Annotated in this window: 20 protein-coding genes and 1 other RNA gene; 11 read left to right on the plus strand and 10 right to left on the minus strand. The window is 63.6% G+C overall.

The window, feature by feature from the left end; all coding sequences use genetic code 11:
* The first annotated feature begins 26 nt into the window (after positions 1-26).
* The 8 genes from pspA to EQZ23_RS02725 all read left to right on the plus strand — a co-directional run bounded on the left by pspA (position 27) and on the right by EQZ23_RS02725 (position 3059).
* A complete protein-coding gene (pspA, locus tag EQZ23_RS02690; protein ID WP_128452909.1) occupies positions 27-692 on the plus strand; it encodes a phage shock protein PspA in 666 nt (221 codons plus the stop codon).
* A 1-nt stretch (position 693) separates the two neighbouring features.
* A complete protein-coding gene (gene pspB, locus EQZ23_RS02695) occupies positions 694-984 on the plus strand; it encodes an envelope stress response membrane protein PspB (protein WP_128452910.1) in 291 nt (96 codons plus the stop codon).
* Position 985: 1 nt separating this feature from the next.
* The gene (gene pspC, locus EQZ23_RS02700) at positions 986-1369 is read left to right on the plus strand and encodes an envelope stress response membrane protein PspC (protein ID WP_128452911.1); all 384 of its coding nucleotides are present in this window, start codon (positions 986-988) and stop codon (positions 1367-1369) included.
* 31 nt (positions 1370-1400) lie between these two features.
* Complete coding sequence (locus EQZ23_RS02705; RefSeq protein WP_128452912.1) at positions 1401-1676, plus strand: hypothetical protein; 276 nt, start codon at positions 1401-1403, stop codon at positions 1674-1676.
* Positions 1677-1688: 12 nt separating this feature from the next.
* Positions 1689-2000 carry a hypothetical protein gene (locus EQZ23_RS02710; RefSeq protein ID WP_128452913.1) on the plus strand — a complete coding sequence of 104 codons (312 nt, stop codon included), beginning with the start codon at positions 1689-1691 and terminating at the stop codon, positions 1998-2000.
* A 35-nt stretch (positions 2001-2035) separates the two neighbouring features.
* Positions 2036-2284, plus strand: coding sequence for a hypothetical protein (locus tag EQZ23_RS02715; RefSeq protein WP_128452914.1), 249 nt, complete (start codon positions 2036-2038; stop codon positions 2282-2284).
* 11 nt (positions 2285-2295) lie between these two features.
* Positions 2296-2535, plus strand: a complete 240-nt coding sequence (locus tag EQZ23_RS02720; RefSeq protein WP_128452915.1) for a hypothetical protein — start codon at positions 2296-2298, stop codon at positions 2533-2535.
* A 116-nt stretch (positions 2536-2651) separates the two neighbouring features.
* The gene (locus tag EQZ23_RS02725; RefSeq protein WP_128452916.1) at positions 2652-3059 is read left to right on the plus strand and encodes a SufE family protein; all 408 of its coding nucleotides are present in this window, start codon (positions 2652-2654) and stop codon (positions 3057-3059) included.
* 37 nt (positions 3060-3096) lie between these two features.
* Here EQZ23_RS02725 and EQZ23_RS02730 read toward each other — a convergent pair whose 3' ends face one another.
* Together EQZ23_RS02730 and EQZ23_RS02735 are read right to left on the minus strand one after the other, a co-directional pair.
* The gene (locus EQZ23_RS02730; RefSeq protein ID WP_128452917.1) at positions 3097-3405 is read right to left on the minus strand and encodes a (2Fe-2S) ferredoxin domain-containing protein; all 309 of its coding nucleotides are present in this window, start codon (positions 3403-3405) and stop codon (positions 3097-3099) included.
* Positions 3402-3941 carry a J domain-containing protein gene (locus EQZ23_RS02735; protein WP_128452918.1) on the minus strand — a complete coding sequence of 180 codons (540 nt, stop codon included), beginning with the start codon at positions 3939-3941 and terminating at the stop codon, positions 3402-3404. The genes EQZ23_RS02730 and EQZ23_RS02735 overlap by 4 nt, the downstream gene beginning before the upstream one ends.
* Positions 3942-4168: 227 nt before the next feature.
* Between EQZ23_RS02735 and EQZ23_RS02740 the strand changes: the two genes are divergently transcribed.
* On the plus strand, positions 4169-5749 hold the full coding sequence (locus EQZ23_RS02740; protein WP_128452919.1) for a SulP family inorganic anion transporter: 1581 nt from the start codon (positions 4169-4171) through the stop codon (positions 5747-5749).
* Positions 5746-6384, plus strand: coding sequence for a carbonic anhydrase (locus tag EQZ23_RS02745; RefSeq protein WP_128452920.1), 639 nt, complete (start codon positions 5746-5748; stop codon positions 6382-6384). The genes EQZ23_RS02740 and EQZ23_RS02745 overlap by 4 nt, the downstream gene beginning before the upstream one ends.
* A gap of 40 nt (positions 6385-6424) precedes the next feature.
* Here EQZ23_RS02745 and EQZ23_RS02750 read toward each other — a convergent pair whose 3' ends face one another.
* From EQZ23_RS02750 to EQZ23_RS02760, 3 genes are all read right to left on the minus strand, one after another.
* Positions 6425-8452: a hypothetical protein gene (locus tag EQZ23_RS02750; RefSeq protein WP_128452921.1), complete on the minus strand. Its 2028-nt coding sequence runs from the start codon at positions 8450-8452 to the stop codon at positions 6425-6427.
* Between the two features lie 48 nt (positions 8453-8500).
* An RNA gene (gene rnpB, locus EQZ23_RS02755) (RNase P RNA component class A) lies at positions 8501-8884 on the minus strand.
* Positions 8885-8974: 90 nt separating this feature from the next.
* Complete coding sequence (locus EQZ23_RS02760) at positions 8975-9664, minus strand: N-acetylmuramoyl-L-alanine amidase (RefSeq protein ID WP_128452922.1); 690 nt, start codon at positions 9662-9664, stop codon at positions 8975-8977.
* A 220-nt stretch (positions 9665-9884) separates the two neighbouring features.
* On the opposite strand from EQZ23_RS02760, the gene dcd reads away from it, so the two are divergent.
* The gene (dcd, locus tag EQZ23_RS02765; protein ID WP_055878967.1) at positions 9885-10439 is read left to right on the plus strand and encodes a dCTP deaminase; all 555 of its coding nucleotides are present in this window, start codon (positions 9885-9887) and stop codon (positions 10437-10439) included.
* A gap of 743 nt (positions 10440-11182) precedes the next feature.
* Here the strand turns inward: dcd and EQZ23_RS02770 are convergent.
* The 5 genes from EQZ23_RS02770 to EQZ23_RS02790 all read right to left on the minus strand — a co-directional run bounded on the left by EQZ23_RS02770 (position 11183) and on the right by EQZ23_RS02790 (position 14353).
* Positions 11183-11542 (minus strand): tetratricopeptide repeat protein, encoded by a 360-nt coding sequence (locus EQZ23_RS02770; protein ID WP_128452923.1) that lies wholly within the window; start codon positions 11540-11542, stop codon positions 11183-11185.
* A gap of 236 nt (positions 11543-11778) precedes the next feature.
* Positions 11779-12207: a biopolymer transporter ExbD gene (locus EQZ23_RS02775; protein ID WP_164913366.1), complete on the minus strand. Its 429-nt coding sequence runs from the start codon at positions 12205-12207 to the stop codon at positions 11779-11781.
* 33 nt (positions 12208-12240) lie between these two features.
* Positions 12241-12717, minus strand: a complete 477-nt coding sequence (locus EQZ23_RS02780) for a biopolymer transporter ExbD (RefSeq protein ID WP_187502378.1) — start codon at positions 12715-12717, stop codon at positions 12241-12243.
* 94 nt (positions 12718-12811) lie between these two features.
* Positions 12812-13606: a MotA/TolQ/ExbB proton channel family protein gene (locus tag EQZ23_RS02785; RefSeq protein WP_128452925.1), complete on the minus strand. Its 795-nt coding sequence runs from the start codon at positions 13604-13606 to the stop codon at positions 12812-12814.
* 69 nt (positions 13607-13675) lie between these two features.
* Entirely contained in the window at positions 13676-14353 is a 678-nt protein-coding gene (locus EQZ23_RS02790) for an energy transducer TonB (protein ID WP_128452926.1), read from the minus strand.
* Positions 14354-14481: the final 128 nt, after the last annotated feature.

The following is a 14481-nucleotide window of genomic DNA, read 5'->3' on the forward strand; positions in this document are numbered from 1 at the left end:
GGGCCGACCCCTAGAGTAGGATTTACATGGGCATCTTTTCCCGCACCCGCGATATCGTCGCCGCCAACTTCGCCGATCTCATCGAGAAGGCCGAAGATCCGTCGAAGATGATCCGCATGATCATCCTCGAGATGGAGGAAACGCTGGTCGAGGTTCGCGCCTCCGCCGCGCGCACCATCGCCGACCAGAAGGAGATGCGCCGCCATATCTCGAAACTGGAGCAGCTTCAGGACAACTGGACCGAGAAGGCCGAACTGGCGCTGAGCAAGGACCGCGAGGACCTCGCCAAGGCTGCCCTGGTCGAGCGCCAGAAGGCGTTCGACATGGCCGAGCAGCTGAAGGCCGAGGTCGGCGTGCTCGACGATGCGCTCCGGGCATCGGAAGAGGACATCGCCAAGCTCCAGACCAAGCTCCGCGAGGCGCGCACCAAGCAGAACGCGGTGCAGACCCGGCTCGAGAGCGCAAACAACCGCACCCGGCTGCGCGAGATGTACAACGGGCCGAAGACGCACGAGGCGTTCAGCCGCTTCGACATCCTCGACCGCCGCGTCGACGAAGCCGAGGGCCGCGCGGATGCGATGGGGCTCGGCGTCGTCAAGACGCTCGAAGAGGAAATCGCCGAGTTGCAGAGCGACGACAAGGTCAACGCCCAGCTCGCCGCGCTCAAAGCGCGCATGAAGAAGGACGATTGAGATGGACGACTTTATTTCCGTCGGCGTGCCCGTCGTCTCGATCTTCATCGGCCTGCCCTGGGTGATCCTGCACTACATCACCAAGTGGAAGCAGGCGCCGCGGATTACCGAGGAAGACGAGCGGTTGCTCGACGAGATGCAGATGCTCGCCCGCCGCCTCGAGGACCGCGTGATGACCATCGAACGGATCATCGCCGCCGACAATCCCGACTGGAAGCCGGGCCTCGGCACAACGCAGTCGCCTTATCTGTCGGACCACCAGTCCGACCGCCCCCTGGATCGGAGGAACTGACATGTCCGGCAGCCGCACACAGTTTTACCTCGATAAACAAAACGCCAAGTGGAAGGGCGTCTGCGCCGGGATCTCCGACTATACCGGGATCGACGTGCTCTTCGTCCGCGTCGCGATGGTCGTGCTCACGCTCGCCGGCGGCTTTCCCTGGACGCTGATCGCCTATTGGATGGTCGCCTGGATGGGGCATGCCAAGCCGATCGGTCTGTACGAGACGCCCGACGATGCGAAGTTCTGGCAGGGCGTGCGATCGAACCCGAAGCGCTCGACGGCCGAGGTCCGCAGCAAGTTCCGCGACATCGACCGCCGCCTTGCCGACATCGAGACGCACTACACCAGCCGCTCAAGCAACAGCCTCGCGGCAGAGATCGACAGCCTGCGCTGAGACGCAGCGTCGATCAAAAGGGGGAAAGACCATGCCACCGGAAGTCGGATTTATCTTCGGCCTGTTATTCGGGACCATCGGAACACTGCTGATCCAGGCATTCGGCCGCCGCAAAGCCCGGGTCGCGGTCAAGGCCGCGAACCTGGATGCGGAACGCAGCATCAAGCTGCTCGACAGCGAGAACGAGCGCCGTACTGGCCAGATCGATCGCCTGCAGGAGCGCATCCAGGTGCTCGAACGGATCACGACCGATCCCGCCGAGCGCACCGCACGCGAAATCGAGGCGCTTCGCCTCCAACCGAATTGAGAGGATAGTAGGATGGGATGGGGTGGACCTGGGTTCGTGCTGGCGATCATCGCGATCACGACCATCGGCTGGATCGCGAACAACTGGATCCGTACCAAGCACGGTTATCCGCCGAGCGACGACTGGGGCAACACGATGAACTGGACCGGCGCGCAGAAGCAGGACCCGGCCAGCGAACGGAAGGTCGAGTTGCTCAGCAGCGAGAACGAGCGGCTGACCGGTAAGGTCTCCCGTCTCGAGGAGCGTATCGCGGTCCTCGAACGCATCGCCACCGATCCCGCCGAGCGCACCGCGCGCGAGATCGACGCCCTTCGCGACCGCTGAGCGGACGCTGAAACTCTATCACGGGAGATAAAGTCATGAATGGTGGACAGGTGATGGTCGTGATGATCGTCCTGATCGTGATGATCGCCGGCATCGTCAAATCGCGCCACAAGAGCGCGCGGCACGGCGAGCCGCAGTCGCTGATGAACGATCCCGAAGCCGCGCGGCTGCGCGACGAGGTCAAGCAGATGAAGGAGCGCATCCAGGTGCTGGAGCGCGTGATCACCGACAACCACAAGAGCGTCGATCTCGACCGAGAGATCGAGCGGCTCCGCGACCGCTAAAGGAGGCGGACATGATCGAACCGAACGTCTATATCACTTTGGCGCTGGCGAGCCTTGCGGGGCTGGCGATGATCGTCGCCGGTGGACTGGCCGGATGGCGCGGATGGCTCTCGCTGCGGCGGATGGAACTGGGACAGATGCACGATGGCGGCATGCCGGTTTCCGTCTCGACCGGATCGCGGATCGAGATCGCCGATCTCAAGGAGCGCATCAAGAAGCTCGAGGCGATCGCCGCCGGGGTGGATCTCTAGGCCGCGGCGCCGGTCATGGTGCCCCGCGAAGGCGAGGGCCCAGACTGGGGCCCCGCCTTCGCGGGCGAACATTCTTGCAGTTGTGGCGCTCCGATCGACCCGCTACCGATCGCCTTATGGCCACCCTCACCGACATCCGCGAGGAATACGACTTCCTCGAACCCGACGATCGCTACCGCCTGCTGATCGATCTTGGCAAAGATCTCGAACCGATGCCGGATGCGCTGAAAACGGATGCGACGCTGGTGCGCGGGTGTTCGGCGTCGGTGTGGGTGTATCCGACCACGACCGATGATGGCCGGCTGCACTTCCTGGCGGATTCGAATGCGGCGATCACCAAGGGGATCATCGCGCTGGTGTTGCTGACGGTGCAGGACCAGGCGCCGGGCGAGATCGTCGCGACCGATATCAAGGCGGAGCTCGCGCCGTTCGATCTCAGCAAGCAATTGAGCTCGAACCGGACGCAGGGGATCCCGAACATGATCGCGCTGATCCGGGAAACGGCGGACCGCTACGCGGGGTAATCCTTTTTCGATCCTCCCCCGCCAGGGGGAGGATCGATCAGGCAGGCTCGGTCCCGGTCAGGCCCGCGACGACCTCGTCAGCCTCAGTCCCAGCCGGCACCAGCATCCACCGTCCGGTATGCGCGCCGTCCACCACCACCACCGCGTTCTTCGGACACACGCCGAGGCACTTCACCTCGACGACCCCGCGATCCGCCTTGCGGCCCTTCTTCACGCCAAGCGCTGCGCGCAGCAGCTTGACCAGGGGCGTCCGGCCCTTCTCGCCAAAACCGCCACCGAGCTTCTTCGAACATTTCCCGCAGACCAGAACGCTACCCTGCCACCGGCTGGTAAGAACGCGGATCACGCCGGTTTCCACGTCCGCTGATCCTCGGCCACCTTCAGCACCTCATACGCCGCCTGCACGCCCTGGAAGCGCTTGGCCGCATCCTTGTCGTCGGGGCGGACGTCGGGGTGGTTAGCCTTCGCCATCCGCCGCCAAGCCGCACGCACGTCTTCGAACGTCGCATCGGGTTCCAGGTCCAGCACTTCCAGCGCGCGCATCTCGTCACGCGAGCGGCTGCCGTCACCCGATCCCGCCCAGGCATAATGTTTCGGATCGGTATACCCATCCGCGGTCCGCGTTTCCGCCGCCTCGCGTTCGGCGGCCTCTTCCGCACTCAACCCTTCGAAGTAGTTCCAGCCGCGATTATATTCGCCGGCATGGTGCATGCAGAAATACCAGCGGTCCGGACTGTTGGGCGATTTCGGCGCGGGGCAATTGCCCGGCTCGTTGCAGCCGTGCCGGTCGCACAACCGGACCGTCACTGCCTCCGTGCTCGCCCCATAGGCGCGCCAACGCGGAAAACCCCAGTCGGACGAACGTGTAGTGCTTCGAGCCATAGCGGCCCGAGATAGGCGTCCCCGCCGACAACGCAACCGCGCACCGAGTATTACCGGGGCGCGGCAGCGAATACGCCGTTTGGCCTCAATCTGCCGTGCCGCAACATTCCGCCTTGAGTCAGGAGCCATTCATCGATTATTGAACATGAACATTTTGTCATGTGGCATGGATAGATGCGTCCGGGTCGGACGTATTCCCAGCCGACACCTTAGCGACAGGAGCCCTGGTGCCGACTCTCATTCCAAAGCTTACCACATGGCGTGCGGATCTTCCCGCCTCCATCGTCGTCGCGCTCGTCGCGCTGCCCCTCTGTCTGGGCGTTGCACTGGCGTCGGGTGCACCGCTGTTCGCCGGGATAATCTCGGGGATCGTCGGCGGCATCGCCGTCGGCCTGTTCTCCAAGTCGCCGCTGTCGGTCAGCGGCCCCGCGGCCGGCCTGACGGTGATCGTGCTAGCCGCGATCGAGAGCATGCCGAGCTACCAGATCTTCCTGCTGTCGGTCGTGCTGGCTGGCGTGCTCCAGATCTGCTTCTCGCTCACCCGTGCCGGCATCCTCAGCGAGTTCGTGCCCTCGTCGGTCATCACCGGCATGTTGGCGGCGATCGGCCTGATCCTGATCCTCAAGCAGATCCCGCATGCGGTCGGTTTCGATCGTGAAGCCGAGGGAATCTTCGAATTCACCACTGCCAACGGTGTCAACACCTTCTCGCGGATCATCGACAGCCTTTCGGCCAGCGTGACCCCCGGCGCCATCCTGATCGCCGGCGTCAGCCTCGCCTTCCTGTTCTGGTGGGATGGTGCCAAGCCAAAGAACGGACCGCTGCGCTTCGTCCCCGGTCCGCTCGTCGTCGTCCTGATCGGCATCCTCGGCAACATGCTGCTCGGCGCGGTGAAGCCCGAATGGCAGCTGAAGGAGACGCATCTGGTTCAGGTGCCGATCACCGAAACGCTGTCGCAATTCCCGTCGCTGTTCACGCTCCCCGACTTTTCCGGGATCGGCATGGGGGTGGTGTGGACCACCGCGATGACGCTCGCGATCGTCGCCAGCCTCGAATCGCTGCTAAGCGTCAAGGCGGTCGACGAAATCGATCCGCGTCGTCGCTCGACCGACAAGAACTGGGAGCTGATGGCGCAGGGTGGTGGCAACATCATCTCCGGGCTGATCGGCGGCCTGCCCGTCACCTCGGTGATCGTGCGCTCGTCCGCGAACGTCGACGCCAAGGCCGAGAGCAAGCTATCGACGATGCTGCACGGCTTCTGGCTGCTGGTCAGCGTCGCGCTGATCCCGGCGGTGCTGAACCTGATCCCGCTGTCGGCACTGGCCGCAGTGCTGATCGCGACCGGCTACAAGCTGACCAAGCCAAAGCTCTATACCGAACGCTTCAAACAGGGCTGGACGCAGTTCATCCCGTTCGTGGTGACCGTCGCCGCGATCCTGTTCACCGATCTGCTCGAGGGCATCGTGATCGGTCTTGCGGTCGGCTTCGTGTTCGTCGTCGCGCGCAACTTCCGCACCGCGATCACGTTTGCCTGCGACGATGAGGACTGCCTCGTCCGTGCCCGCCGCAACTTGTATTTCATTCATAAATACGAGCTGCAGAAGTCGCTCGATCGCGTGCCGGACAACGCGAACGTGCTGATCGATCTCTCATCGACCAGCTATGTCGATCTCGACAACGTCGACATCATCAACGCGTTCATCAAGGGTGCCCAGTACCGCGGCATCACCGTGGTCATCCGGGGCGATCTTGCGCTGCGTACGGTGAAGCTAATCAACGCCCCCCAGACCGAGGTTCGTTTCACATGAGGCAGTACAAACAGCTCCTGCTCGCCAATAAGGCGTGGTCGGCCGAGATCATCGAGGAGAGCGCCGACTTCTTCCAGCGCCAGCTGGTCGGACAGAACCCGGAGTTCCTGTGGATCGGCTGTTCGGACAGCCGCGTCAGCCCGGAACAGATGACGATGACGCCGCCGGGCGGCATGTTCATCCACCGCAACATCGCTAACCTCGTCAACGACGACGACATGAACCTGATGTCGGTGCTGCAATATGCGGTCGACGTGCTGGGCGTGCGCCACATCATCATCTGCGGCCATTACGCGTGCGGCGGGATCCGCGCGACGCTCGACGGCGGTACGAACGGCGCGGTGGACGACTGGCTCTCTACCGCGCGCAGCGTCCTGCACGATCACGCCGACGAGATCGATGCGCAACCCGACCGCGAACAGAAGGTCAACCGGCTCGTCGAGGTCAACGTCCGCGATCAGCTGATCCGGCTCGCACGTACCGCGACGATCCAAGGGGCCTTTGCGCGCGGCCAGGAAGTGCTTCTCCACGGTTGGGTCTACGACATCCGCGATGGTCTGATCAAACCGATGATGGAGATCGATTCGAAGACCGTCCTCGAAGAGGTCGGACGGCCGGATAAGGTGCTGGTGTAAGCCTTTCAGCCCCCATATTGTCTGGGGGGCAGGCTGAACTTCACGAGGCGCGGTGTGCCGATTCCGGCAGCAGAAACTTGATACGGGTGGTCGTCGCACCGCAACCCAGACCACCGTCGGGACGATAGGTCTTTGCGTACTTCGCCTTGTTGAAGAAGTTGGTGCCCGCCTCCGAGAAGATGAACGGTGGATAGCTCAGTAACGCGCGTTGATTGATAACATTACCGTCCGCGCCGATGTCGAACTGGACCTGCGTCCAGCCCTCGAAACCCCACCGCATCGCTTCCATCGGGAACGCTTCCGATCCAGGTTTGGAGACCATCTTGGGCGGGGCATCCATGATTGCGCACTGGTTTGCCGTCAGGCCACTGGAGGCAAATGTCGCCCGTGCCGCATCAATTTGGCCGTTGCGCTCTTCGATCGATGCAATCCGGATCAGCGCACCGACACGCAGCGGATCGTTCGGCTTCAACGCCTTATCGTCCGCCACCTGCCGAAGAGTCAGGATTGCCGCATCGTTCTTCTGCGACTTTCTGGTCCGCGCGACGGCGCCATCGACCATCATCAGCCTGATCGCGGCCCGCGCCTGTGGATCGTTCGCATACACGGGTTCCGACACCATCGGCATCAGCGTCCGTTCATATATCCCCGGCCTCCAGATATCAGTCACCGCATCGACGCGCCCCGGCAGGTCGAAGGTCAGGCGCGCGCTGGGCGGTGCGTCGTTGGCGGCCGCGATCGCGAGACCGCGTGCATACAAACCCGCACGCTCTTCCCGCGCGACGGTGGGATTGCTTGTCAGGCGGTAGATTGCGGCCAGTGTACGCAAACCGTTAGGCGCCTGCGCCGTTGCCGTTGCCAGTTCGGCGCGCTGCCCGGCCAGCGCAGCCGCTTGCGAACCGGCGGGCTCAGGTGCGACCGTGACGCCTTTACTGGCGAGCCACTGCTCCAGAGCTCCATCCAATCCGTCCCCGATGGACGGCCGCTCGAACGCGGTCGAACAGCGCATCTCGACCCGCACGTGATAGCGGTAGAATGCCGGTATTGCCTGGACCTGTTCGGCGGGCCACGACCACCCCTTAACCGCGCGCGCGAACTCCAGCGCTACCTGACCGCCGCCTGCTGCATAGATCGGCGAGGCGTGATCGATCGTTCCATCAGATGCGATGTTGAACTCGACCACCGCAACGTCCTGCGGTTCCAGACCGGCGTCGCCACCACAGTCGGGCGACCGCATCTCCGCGGCAGGATCGAACGATCCCTTCATCATGCGCCCAGCGCCTGTAAAGGCCATGTAGCGCCGCGCTTCGTCGGCATTGCCGCTCAGCAGGAAAGCAATCGCGGCGTCTGACCGCGCCGAAGCATCCATGATATCGATCTTGTTCGTGTCGAGACCGCCAAGAAGCGTGATCGCCCGCAACGCACTGGCGCGGGCCCCGGCGATATCACCGGTATTGAGTTTAAGGATGGTTCGCTCACGCGCAAAGCGGGCGGCAACGTTCTTGTCGAGCTTTAGCGTACCGATCAACGCGTCGCTTCGCGCCAAAGTCGCGGCCGCCGCATTGGGATCGATGAAGATCTGTGCGGTCACCAGCGAGAGCATCGCGCCCAGCTTATCCGCGGTACCGACCGCGCTCGCCTCCGCCTGCTGCAACGCAGTCACGGCGCCGGCATAATCGAGCGTGTCGGTCGCAACCTGGCCAAGGATCAGAAAAGCGCGCGTCCGATCCTCCGCGAGACTGGCATCATCCACCGGAAGCAAGGCGAGCCCCGCCCGCGCGGCCTTCACCGATTCGTCCGCACGGTTCAGCGCAAACAGCGTCGGTGCCTTGCGGATCAGCGCGATGCCGCGGCTTCGCGAGCCCGGCTTGGTGCGTGCCTCAAGCTTCTCCCACGCCGCCAGCGCCGCGGGCTTGTCGCCTTTCGCGTCCAGTGCTGCTGCAGCATCGAAATCCTGCTGCACCGTCGTCGCGGGCGTCTGCGCCGTTACCGGGGCCGCCACCTGAACCGTCGCGACGGCGATCGCCATCATGCCTGCGCCGATCAACCCGGCCCTGTCGATACGCATCACTTCCCCCCGACGTATTTCGTCGCAGTCTGCAATGGTTCGGGGGAGTATGCCAGAGGGTCTGTAAGCCGGGTTCTGTCCATTTCCGACCCTTCGGTCGAAAGTTAGGCGACCATTCCTCTAGGACGACGGTTGCCCGCCGCCTCAAGCAATCAACCCGGGTGACGAGCTGAAACGAAGCCCATGTGCCACCCCTATTCGATCTTGCTCCCGGTGGGGTTTGCCGTGCCGCCCCTGTTACCAGGCGCGCGGTGCGCTCTTACCGCACCCTTTCACTCTGACCGCCCCGACCGAAGCCGAGGGTTGGCCGTCTGCTCTCTGTGGCACTTTCCCTGAGGTCACCCTCGCCGGGCGTTACCCGGCACCGTCGTTTCGCGGAGCCCGGACTTTCCTCGCGTGTCCGAAAACACCCGCGGTCGCCCGACCCTCTGGCGAGGCGAGCCCTAGCGCGGCAAGGTGCGATGCACCATCGTTTTTAGCCGGTGCACGCTTCATCCTCCCCCTTGCGGGGAGGATGGTGCATTAGTCGTCCCCCATCGGCTTCGGCAGCAGCAAGGCCAGCAGGATACACCGGCACTCCGCATCGACCTCGCCATCGACCAGTTCCGGTCGAAATCGCCGTTGAAACGCCATCGTCGCCGCCATCCGGTTCTCGACGTCATACCCGAAGCGTTCGAGCGCGAGGCAGAACCCCCCTTCGGTCCAGCCCGGATCCATCAGATTCTTGGTCGGCCGCGGCAGCGCCAACCGTCGCCGCGCCAGTTCGTGCCATGGGAACAACTCGCCCGGATCGCGCTTGCGCGTCGGCGCGATGTCCGAATGCCCAACGATATTCCCCCGGGTGATCTCGTGCCGATCCTTGATCTCGGCGACCAGGGCGACGACCGACGCGATCTGCTCCGGCGGGAAAGGACGATAGCCGAACTCATGACCCGGATTGACGATCTCGATGCCGACGCTCGCAGAATTGACGTCCTCGATCCCACGCCACTGCGACCTGCCCGCATGCCAGGCGCGCTTATCCTCTGCGACCATCCGCAGGACCGTGCCGTCCTCCTCGACCAGGTAATGCGACGACACCTTGGCCTCGGGATCGCGCAACCGGGCGATCGCCGACGCGCCGTCCTTCATGCCGGTATAGTGCAACACGATCATCGTGATGGGCAGCGTGCGGTCGTCAAAATTCGGTGACGGCGTCTCGATGATCTTCAAGCCAGCTTCCCCTCGAGCCGCCGGGCTTGCTCCGACGGCGCAGTCCCAATCGTGGCGATCGCGACACCGCCTTGTGACGCCCCAGTCCGACCGCATCAATAGCCAACGCGCGGTAAGCGAACCGGGACGCGTTCGCGCGCGCGCCCGCACTCTTTCCGCCCGCCCCCTTGCCGTCGGGCGGCATCCGCGCGAAAGCCGCTTTCCGAAAAAGGGAGTTGCCATGTCCGTGATGTCCGACCGCTGGATCCGCGAGCGCGCGCTGGGCGATGCGATGATCGAGCCGTTCCACGAGGCGCAGCGCCGCGATGGCTGCATCTCGTACGGGCTGTCGTCCTATGGCTACGACGCCCGCGTCGCCGACGAGTTCAAGATCTTCACCAACGTCGACAGCGCGATCGTCGACCCGAAGGATTTTGCGGCCAACAGTTTCGTCGATCGCAAGACCGACGTCTGCATCATCCCGCCGAACAGCTTCGCGCTCGCCCGGACCGTCGAATATTTTCGCGTGCCCCGCGACGTGCTGGTGATCTGCCTCGGCAAGTCGACCTATGCGCGCTGCGGGATCATCGTCAACGTGACCCCGCTGGAGCCGGAATGGGAGGGGCATGTCACACTGGAATTCTCCAACACCACACCGCTGCCCGCCAAAATCTACGCCAACGAAGGCGCGTGCCAGTTCCTGTTCCTCAAGGGGAACGAGCCGTGCGAAGTGAGCTACGCCGACCGGGCCGGAAAATATATGGGCCAGCGCGGGGTCACTCTGCCGCGATTGTAAGATCTGGGGCTTCGGGAGGGCTCGTGCCGGTCATCCGGGCTTCGAGCGCGGTTGCTGCTCAGACGCGTCAGACCATCGTCCTACTTCGTCTGTCGGGAGCGTATCCTGGCAGGCTCGTCGACTTGACCGTCAGCGTTCGAACGTCGGAATTCCCGCCTGCGACGGAACGGCCGAGACATGGGCAGCGCTACGAGCGTCACCGACGAGGTTGTCGGGAGCGTTTCGCAACTGCAGAACCGATCAACAAGTCAAGATTGCACGGTGGAGAGCGGTGGGCCCTCGCTAGCGCGCTGCGGAGAAGTGATTGGATCGCAGTGAGCCGATCGCAGCCACCGGCTTCTCGCCCTGCCGGCGCTTGGTAGCCTGCTCTGTCCAACCCGCGACTGCTCAAAGCTACGCCGGCGAACCCCGCCAACGTGCGCTGACCGGCCTAGCAACGCCAGTCAGAAACGTAGCAGTGCGCTCCGCTCAATTGGCAAGATCCCCCATTCGACCTTCGGCCTTTGGCGGGCAGCGTTCCCACCGGATCGGGCGGAGTAGGAACGACGTTCGAAGCACACGACGTCGATAAACGAGAACCCGCGAAGCCATAAGCGCCGCTGATCGTCAGCACCGATAAGCGGGACTCACCCTGCCCCTTGGCACGCGACCCGACGTCGGTTCGACACTCCGTAAGGCAGGCACCCCGAACGGGGCTCCTGCCTTATGAAAAACAGTTAGGACACCATCCCTGCAACTGCAGGTCAGCGGGTCGCGATCTGCTGCGTCTGGCGGGCAAGCGCGCGAGTGGCCAGATCGTGCGACGAAACCACTGCGCCCGAAGGCAGGTCCATCGCGACCGCCGGCCGCTCCAGCACCGCAGAATACAACGCACGCGCCTCCGAGTCGCGGCCGGTCCGGCGATACACCGACGCCAGGTTGATCATCAGTTCGGGACGCTGCGGGAAGATCTTCCGCTCGGCGACGATGCGCTGCTCTGCGGTGGACAGGTCGCCCGCCGAAATCGCCTTGTAGCCGGTGCGATCCTGGTTAGCGGACGGTGCCGCCAGCGCCGGCGTTGCCGCGCCCAGAGTTACGAGAACGAACAGGACGGTCTTGCGCATCGCTCATCTCCACTGACCTTCGCCTATCCGAAGGTTTCATTTTTGTGACAACGGTGTGTCACTTCGATGACTGTCATACAAGTACATTGATCAAGTTTGCTTGGGCGACCCGCATCGCCCCTGACTGATCGCCCCCGCCTGACCGCCCCCGCCTGCCCCCCTCCGGCCACGCACAACGAAAAAGGGCGGCCCCGGAGGACCGCCCTTTGGACGCTCGATACTGTATCGGGAACGACTCAGAAGTCGTTGCGATACTGCTCGTTGCCGATGAAGCCGAGCTTGGTGATCGCGGACCGCTTGATGGTGGCCAGTGTGCGATCGACCACTTCGTAGCGCGCCTGCGGATCAGGCTGGAAGTGGAGCTCGGGCTCGGGCGTCATGCCCGCGCTCTGATCCAGATACTGGCGCAGCGTGACCTCGTCGACCGGCGCGCCGTTCCACGCCACCACACCTGCCGGATCGATCGAGATCTTGTTCTTCTCGGGATTGACCGGGTTCTGCGGCTGGTTCGGGCTGTTGACCGGAAGGTCGACCTTCACCGCGTGCGTCTGGATGGGGATCGTGATGATGAACATGATGAGGAGAACGAGCAGGACGTCGATCAACGGCGTCATGTTCATTTCCATCATCGGCGAGCCATCTTCTTTGCCGCCGCTCATTGCCATTTTATGCTACTCCTAAATACGTCCGAGCGTTCATCAGCGTTCGGTGGTGCCGCCGGGAGGCGGTTCGGAGATGAAGCCGACCCGGGCGAACCCGGCCTGCTGCATCGTGTAGATCGTGGCGCCGATGCAGCGATACGGTGCGTCCACGTCGCCGCGGATATGTGCCTCGGGCAATTCGAGGCCGGCGGCATTGGCACCGCCCTGACGCGCGATCTCCGCCTTCAGCTTGTCGACGCCCCTTTGCAGCAACTCTTCATGAGTAACCTGGGAAAGGCCCCAATATACCTGGCACTGTCCGTTGGCCGAAGTCACCGACAGCGAGACATTTTCGGGCTTGGTCATCGTCGGATCGAAGCGAACCTCTGGGAGCTTCAGCTGAACCGCCTGGACCGCGACGGTCGTCGTCACCAGGAAGATGATCAGGAGCACGAGCATGACGTCGACCAGCGGCGTCGTATTGATGTCCGATATCGAACTCTCGGTGGAATCGCCACCAACACTCATCGCCATGTGCGAACTATCCTATCCATGTAATCGCCACCGGAACGGCCGGCGGAAATGAAGCGGGGCCGCTGCTGAACAGCAGCCCCGCCTTTTTCGCGTCTTAGTTGGCGCGCGGCACGCCACCGGTCTGGCCGGCGGTCGTGGTCGTCGTAGCAGGCTTGGTTGCGATCGGCTTGGCGCCCGATGCGATCGACGGACGAACGGCACCGTTCGAAGCAAGGAAGCCCAGGACGTCGTTCGAGAAGGCCGAAAGGTCCTCTGCGATCGCCTTGTTGCGACGCTGCAGCCAGTTGTACGACAGCACGGCCGGAACCGCGACGACCAGACCAAGTGCGGTCATGATCAGCGCCTCGCCGACCGGACCCGCGACCTTGTCGATCGACGCCTGACCCGACGCACCGATCTTCACGAGTGCGCGGTAGATGCCGATAACCGTACCGAACAGACCGATGAACGGCGAAACCGAACCGACCGTTGCGAGGAAGGCGAGACCGCCACCCAGCTTCGAGTTGATCGCGGCTTCCGAACGCGCCAGCGAACCGTGCAGCCAGTCATGCGCCTCGACCGGATCGGTCAGCTTCGAATGCTGCTCCTGCGCGAACAGGCCGTCGTCGACGATCTGCTTGTAGGCGGAGTTCTTCTCGAGCTTGGCCGACCCTTCGCGAAGGTTGTTCGACTGCCAGAAGGCCTGACGGACGCGCTTGCCCTGGCCGATGATCTTCTGCTGCTCGAACAGCTTCGAGAACAGGATGTAGAACGACACGACCGACATCAGCACGAGGATGCCGAACACGGTCTGCGAGATCAGGCCGCCTTCGCGGAGTGCGGCTTGCAGGCCGTACGGGTTGGCGTCGGCTGCGGCGGTCCCGGCCGCGGCAAGGATGGTGGTGATCATGATCGGTTAGTCCTCTGACTATTAGGTCTATGTCTGAAACGAAAACTGCAGCGCGGTGATGACACCACCTTACTGGGGCGGAATCTTCCACGTCACGCGACGCGAAGAGCTCGAACGGATCGGATTGCCCGCCTGATCGACGGCCGGCGAATACCGGCCACGCCGTGTGATCGCGGCACAAGCGGCCCGATCCAGCGCGGACGATCCACTCGATGACGTCACGCGACAATTCTCGACGCGACCCTGGGTATTGATATCCCAGGAAATCCCCACGGTGCCTTCTTCCTCGGCGCGCAGCGAGCTCGGCGGATAATCATCCGTCGAAACCCACTCGGACGGGTTGCCCTTGGCACCAGCAGCCTTGCTGATCACCGGTGCGGGGGGGGCCGGCGGTGCCGGCGGCGCGGGTGGCGCTGGCGGAGCCGTCGGTTGGAACCGCGGAATGATGGTCGACGTCGTGATCGCAGGTGCGGGCTGCGGCGTAACAACCACCGGCGGCGGCGTGACGACCGTAGTCGGCGGCGGCGGCAGGTTTGGCTGCTCGGGCGGCGGCGGCGGGGGCTCGTCGGGTGGAGGCGGCGGCGGTGGCGGCTCCACGTCGAACGTATTAAGCTTTTCTTGGGCCTTTTTCACGTACTGGTACGCGAGGCCGGTGACGAAAGCATAGCCCAAGGCCGCATGAATCAGCGCGACGATAACGATCGCGACGATTTTGCCTCCGGACATCTTCTGGTCAACATAGGCCATTCAGCAACGACACTCCCTTAATCTGCCTGCTCCGTACGCATATGTCCGCACTGGGTACGCGACGCATACGTCTGCCGTTGGCCGGAATAACCACGGGGCAGTCGCCAAGTCCTATCGCCACGTCATGC

Origin of the sequence: Sphingomonas sp. UV9 (genome assembly GCF_004101245.1) — a bacterium.
Taxonomy (GTDB): Bacteria; Pseudomonadota; Alphaproteobacteria; order Sphingomonadales; family Sphingomonadaceae; genus Sphingomonas.

What these genes read in the sequence shown, in the direction of transcription:
- pspA (WP_128452909.1), top strand. Translation starts at nt 27, where the DNA reads ATGGGCATCTTTTCCCGCACCCGCGATATCGTCGCCGCCAACTTCGCC.
- pspB (WP_128452910.1), top strand. Translation starts at nt 694, where the DNA reads ATGGACGACTTTATTTCCGTCGGCGTGCCCGTCGTCTCGATCTTCATC.
- pspC (WP_128452911.1), top strand. Translation starts at nt 986, where the DNA reads ATGTCCGGCAGCCGCACACAGTTTTACCTCGATAAACAAAACGCCAAG.
- EQZ23_RS02705 (WP_128452912.1), top strand. Translation starts at nt 1,401, where the DNA reads ATGCCACCGGAAGTCGGATTTATCTTCGGCCTGTTATTCGGGACCATC.
- EQZ23_RS02710 (WP_128452913.1), top strand. Translation starts at nt 1,689, where the DNA reads ATGGGATGGGGTGGACCTGGGTTCGTGCTGGCGATCATCGCGATCACG.
- EQZ23_RS02715 (WP_128452914.1), top strand. Translation starts at nt 2,036, where the DNA reads ATGAATGGTGGACAGGTGATGGTCGTGATGATCGTCCTGATCGTGATG.
- EQZ23_RS02720 (WP_128452915.1), top strand. Translation starts at nt 2,296, where the DNA reads ATGATCGAACCGAACGTCTATATCACTTTGGCGCTGGCGAGCCTTGCG.
- EQZ23_RS02725 (WP_128452916.1), top strand. Translation starts at nt 2,652, where the DNA reads ATGGCCACCCTCACCGACATCCGCGAGGAATACGACTTCCTCGAACCC.
- EQZ23_RS02735 (WP_128452918.1), bottom strand. Translation starts at nt 3,941, where the DNA reads ATGGCTCGAAGCACTACACGTTCGTCCGACTGGGGTTTTCCGCGTTGG.
- EQZ23_RS02745 (WP_128452920.1), top strand. Translation starts at nt 5,746, where the DNA reads ATGAGGCAGTACAAACAGCTCCTGCTCGCCAATAAGGCGTGGTCGGCC.
- EQZ23_RS02750 (WP_128452921.1), bottom strand. Translation starts at nt 8,452, where the DNA reads ATGCGTATCGACAGGGCCGGGTTGATCGGCGCAGGCATGATGGCGATC.
- dcd (WP_055878967.1), top strand. Translation starts at nt 9,885, where the DNA reads ATGTCCGTGATGTCCGACCGCTGGATCCGCGAGCGCGCGCTGGGCGAT.
- EQZ23_RS02770 (WP_128452923.1), bottom strand. Translation starts at nt 11,542, where the DNA reads ATGCGCAAGACCGTCCTGTTCGTTCTCGTAACTCTGGGCGCGGCAACG.
- EQZ23_RS02775 (WP_164913366.1), bottom strand. Translation starts at nt 12,207, where the DNA reads ATGGCAATGAGCGGCGGCAAAGAAGATGGCTCGCCGATGATGGAAATG.
- EQZ23_RS02780 (WP_187502378.1), bottom strand. Translation starts at nt 12,717, where the DNA reads ATGGCGATGAGTGTTGGTGGCGATTCCACCGAGAGTTCGATATCGGAC.
- EQZ23_RS02785 (WP_128452925.1), bottom strand. Translation starts at nt 13,606, where the DNA reads ATGATCACCACCATCCTTGCCGCGGCCGGGACCGCCGCAGCCGACGCC.
- EQZ23_RS02790 (WP_128452926.1), bottom strand. Translation starts at nt 14,353, where the DNA reads ATGGCCTATGTTGACCAGAAGATGTCCGGAGGCAAAATCGTCGCGATC.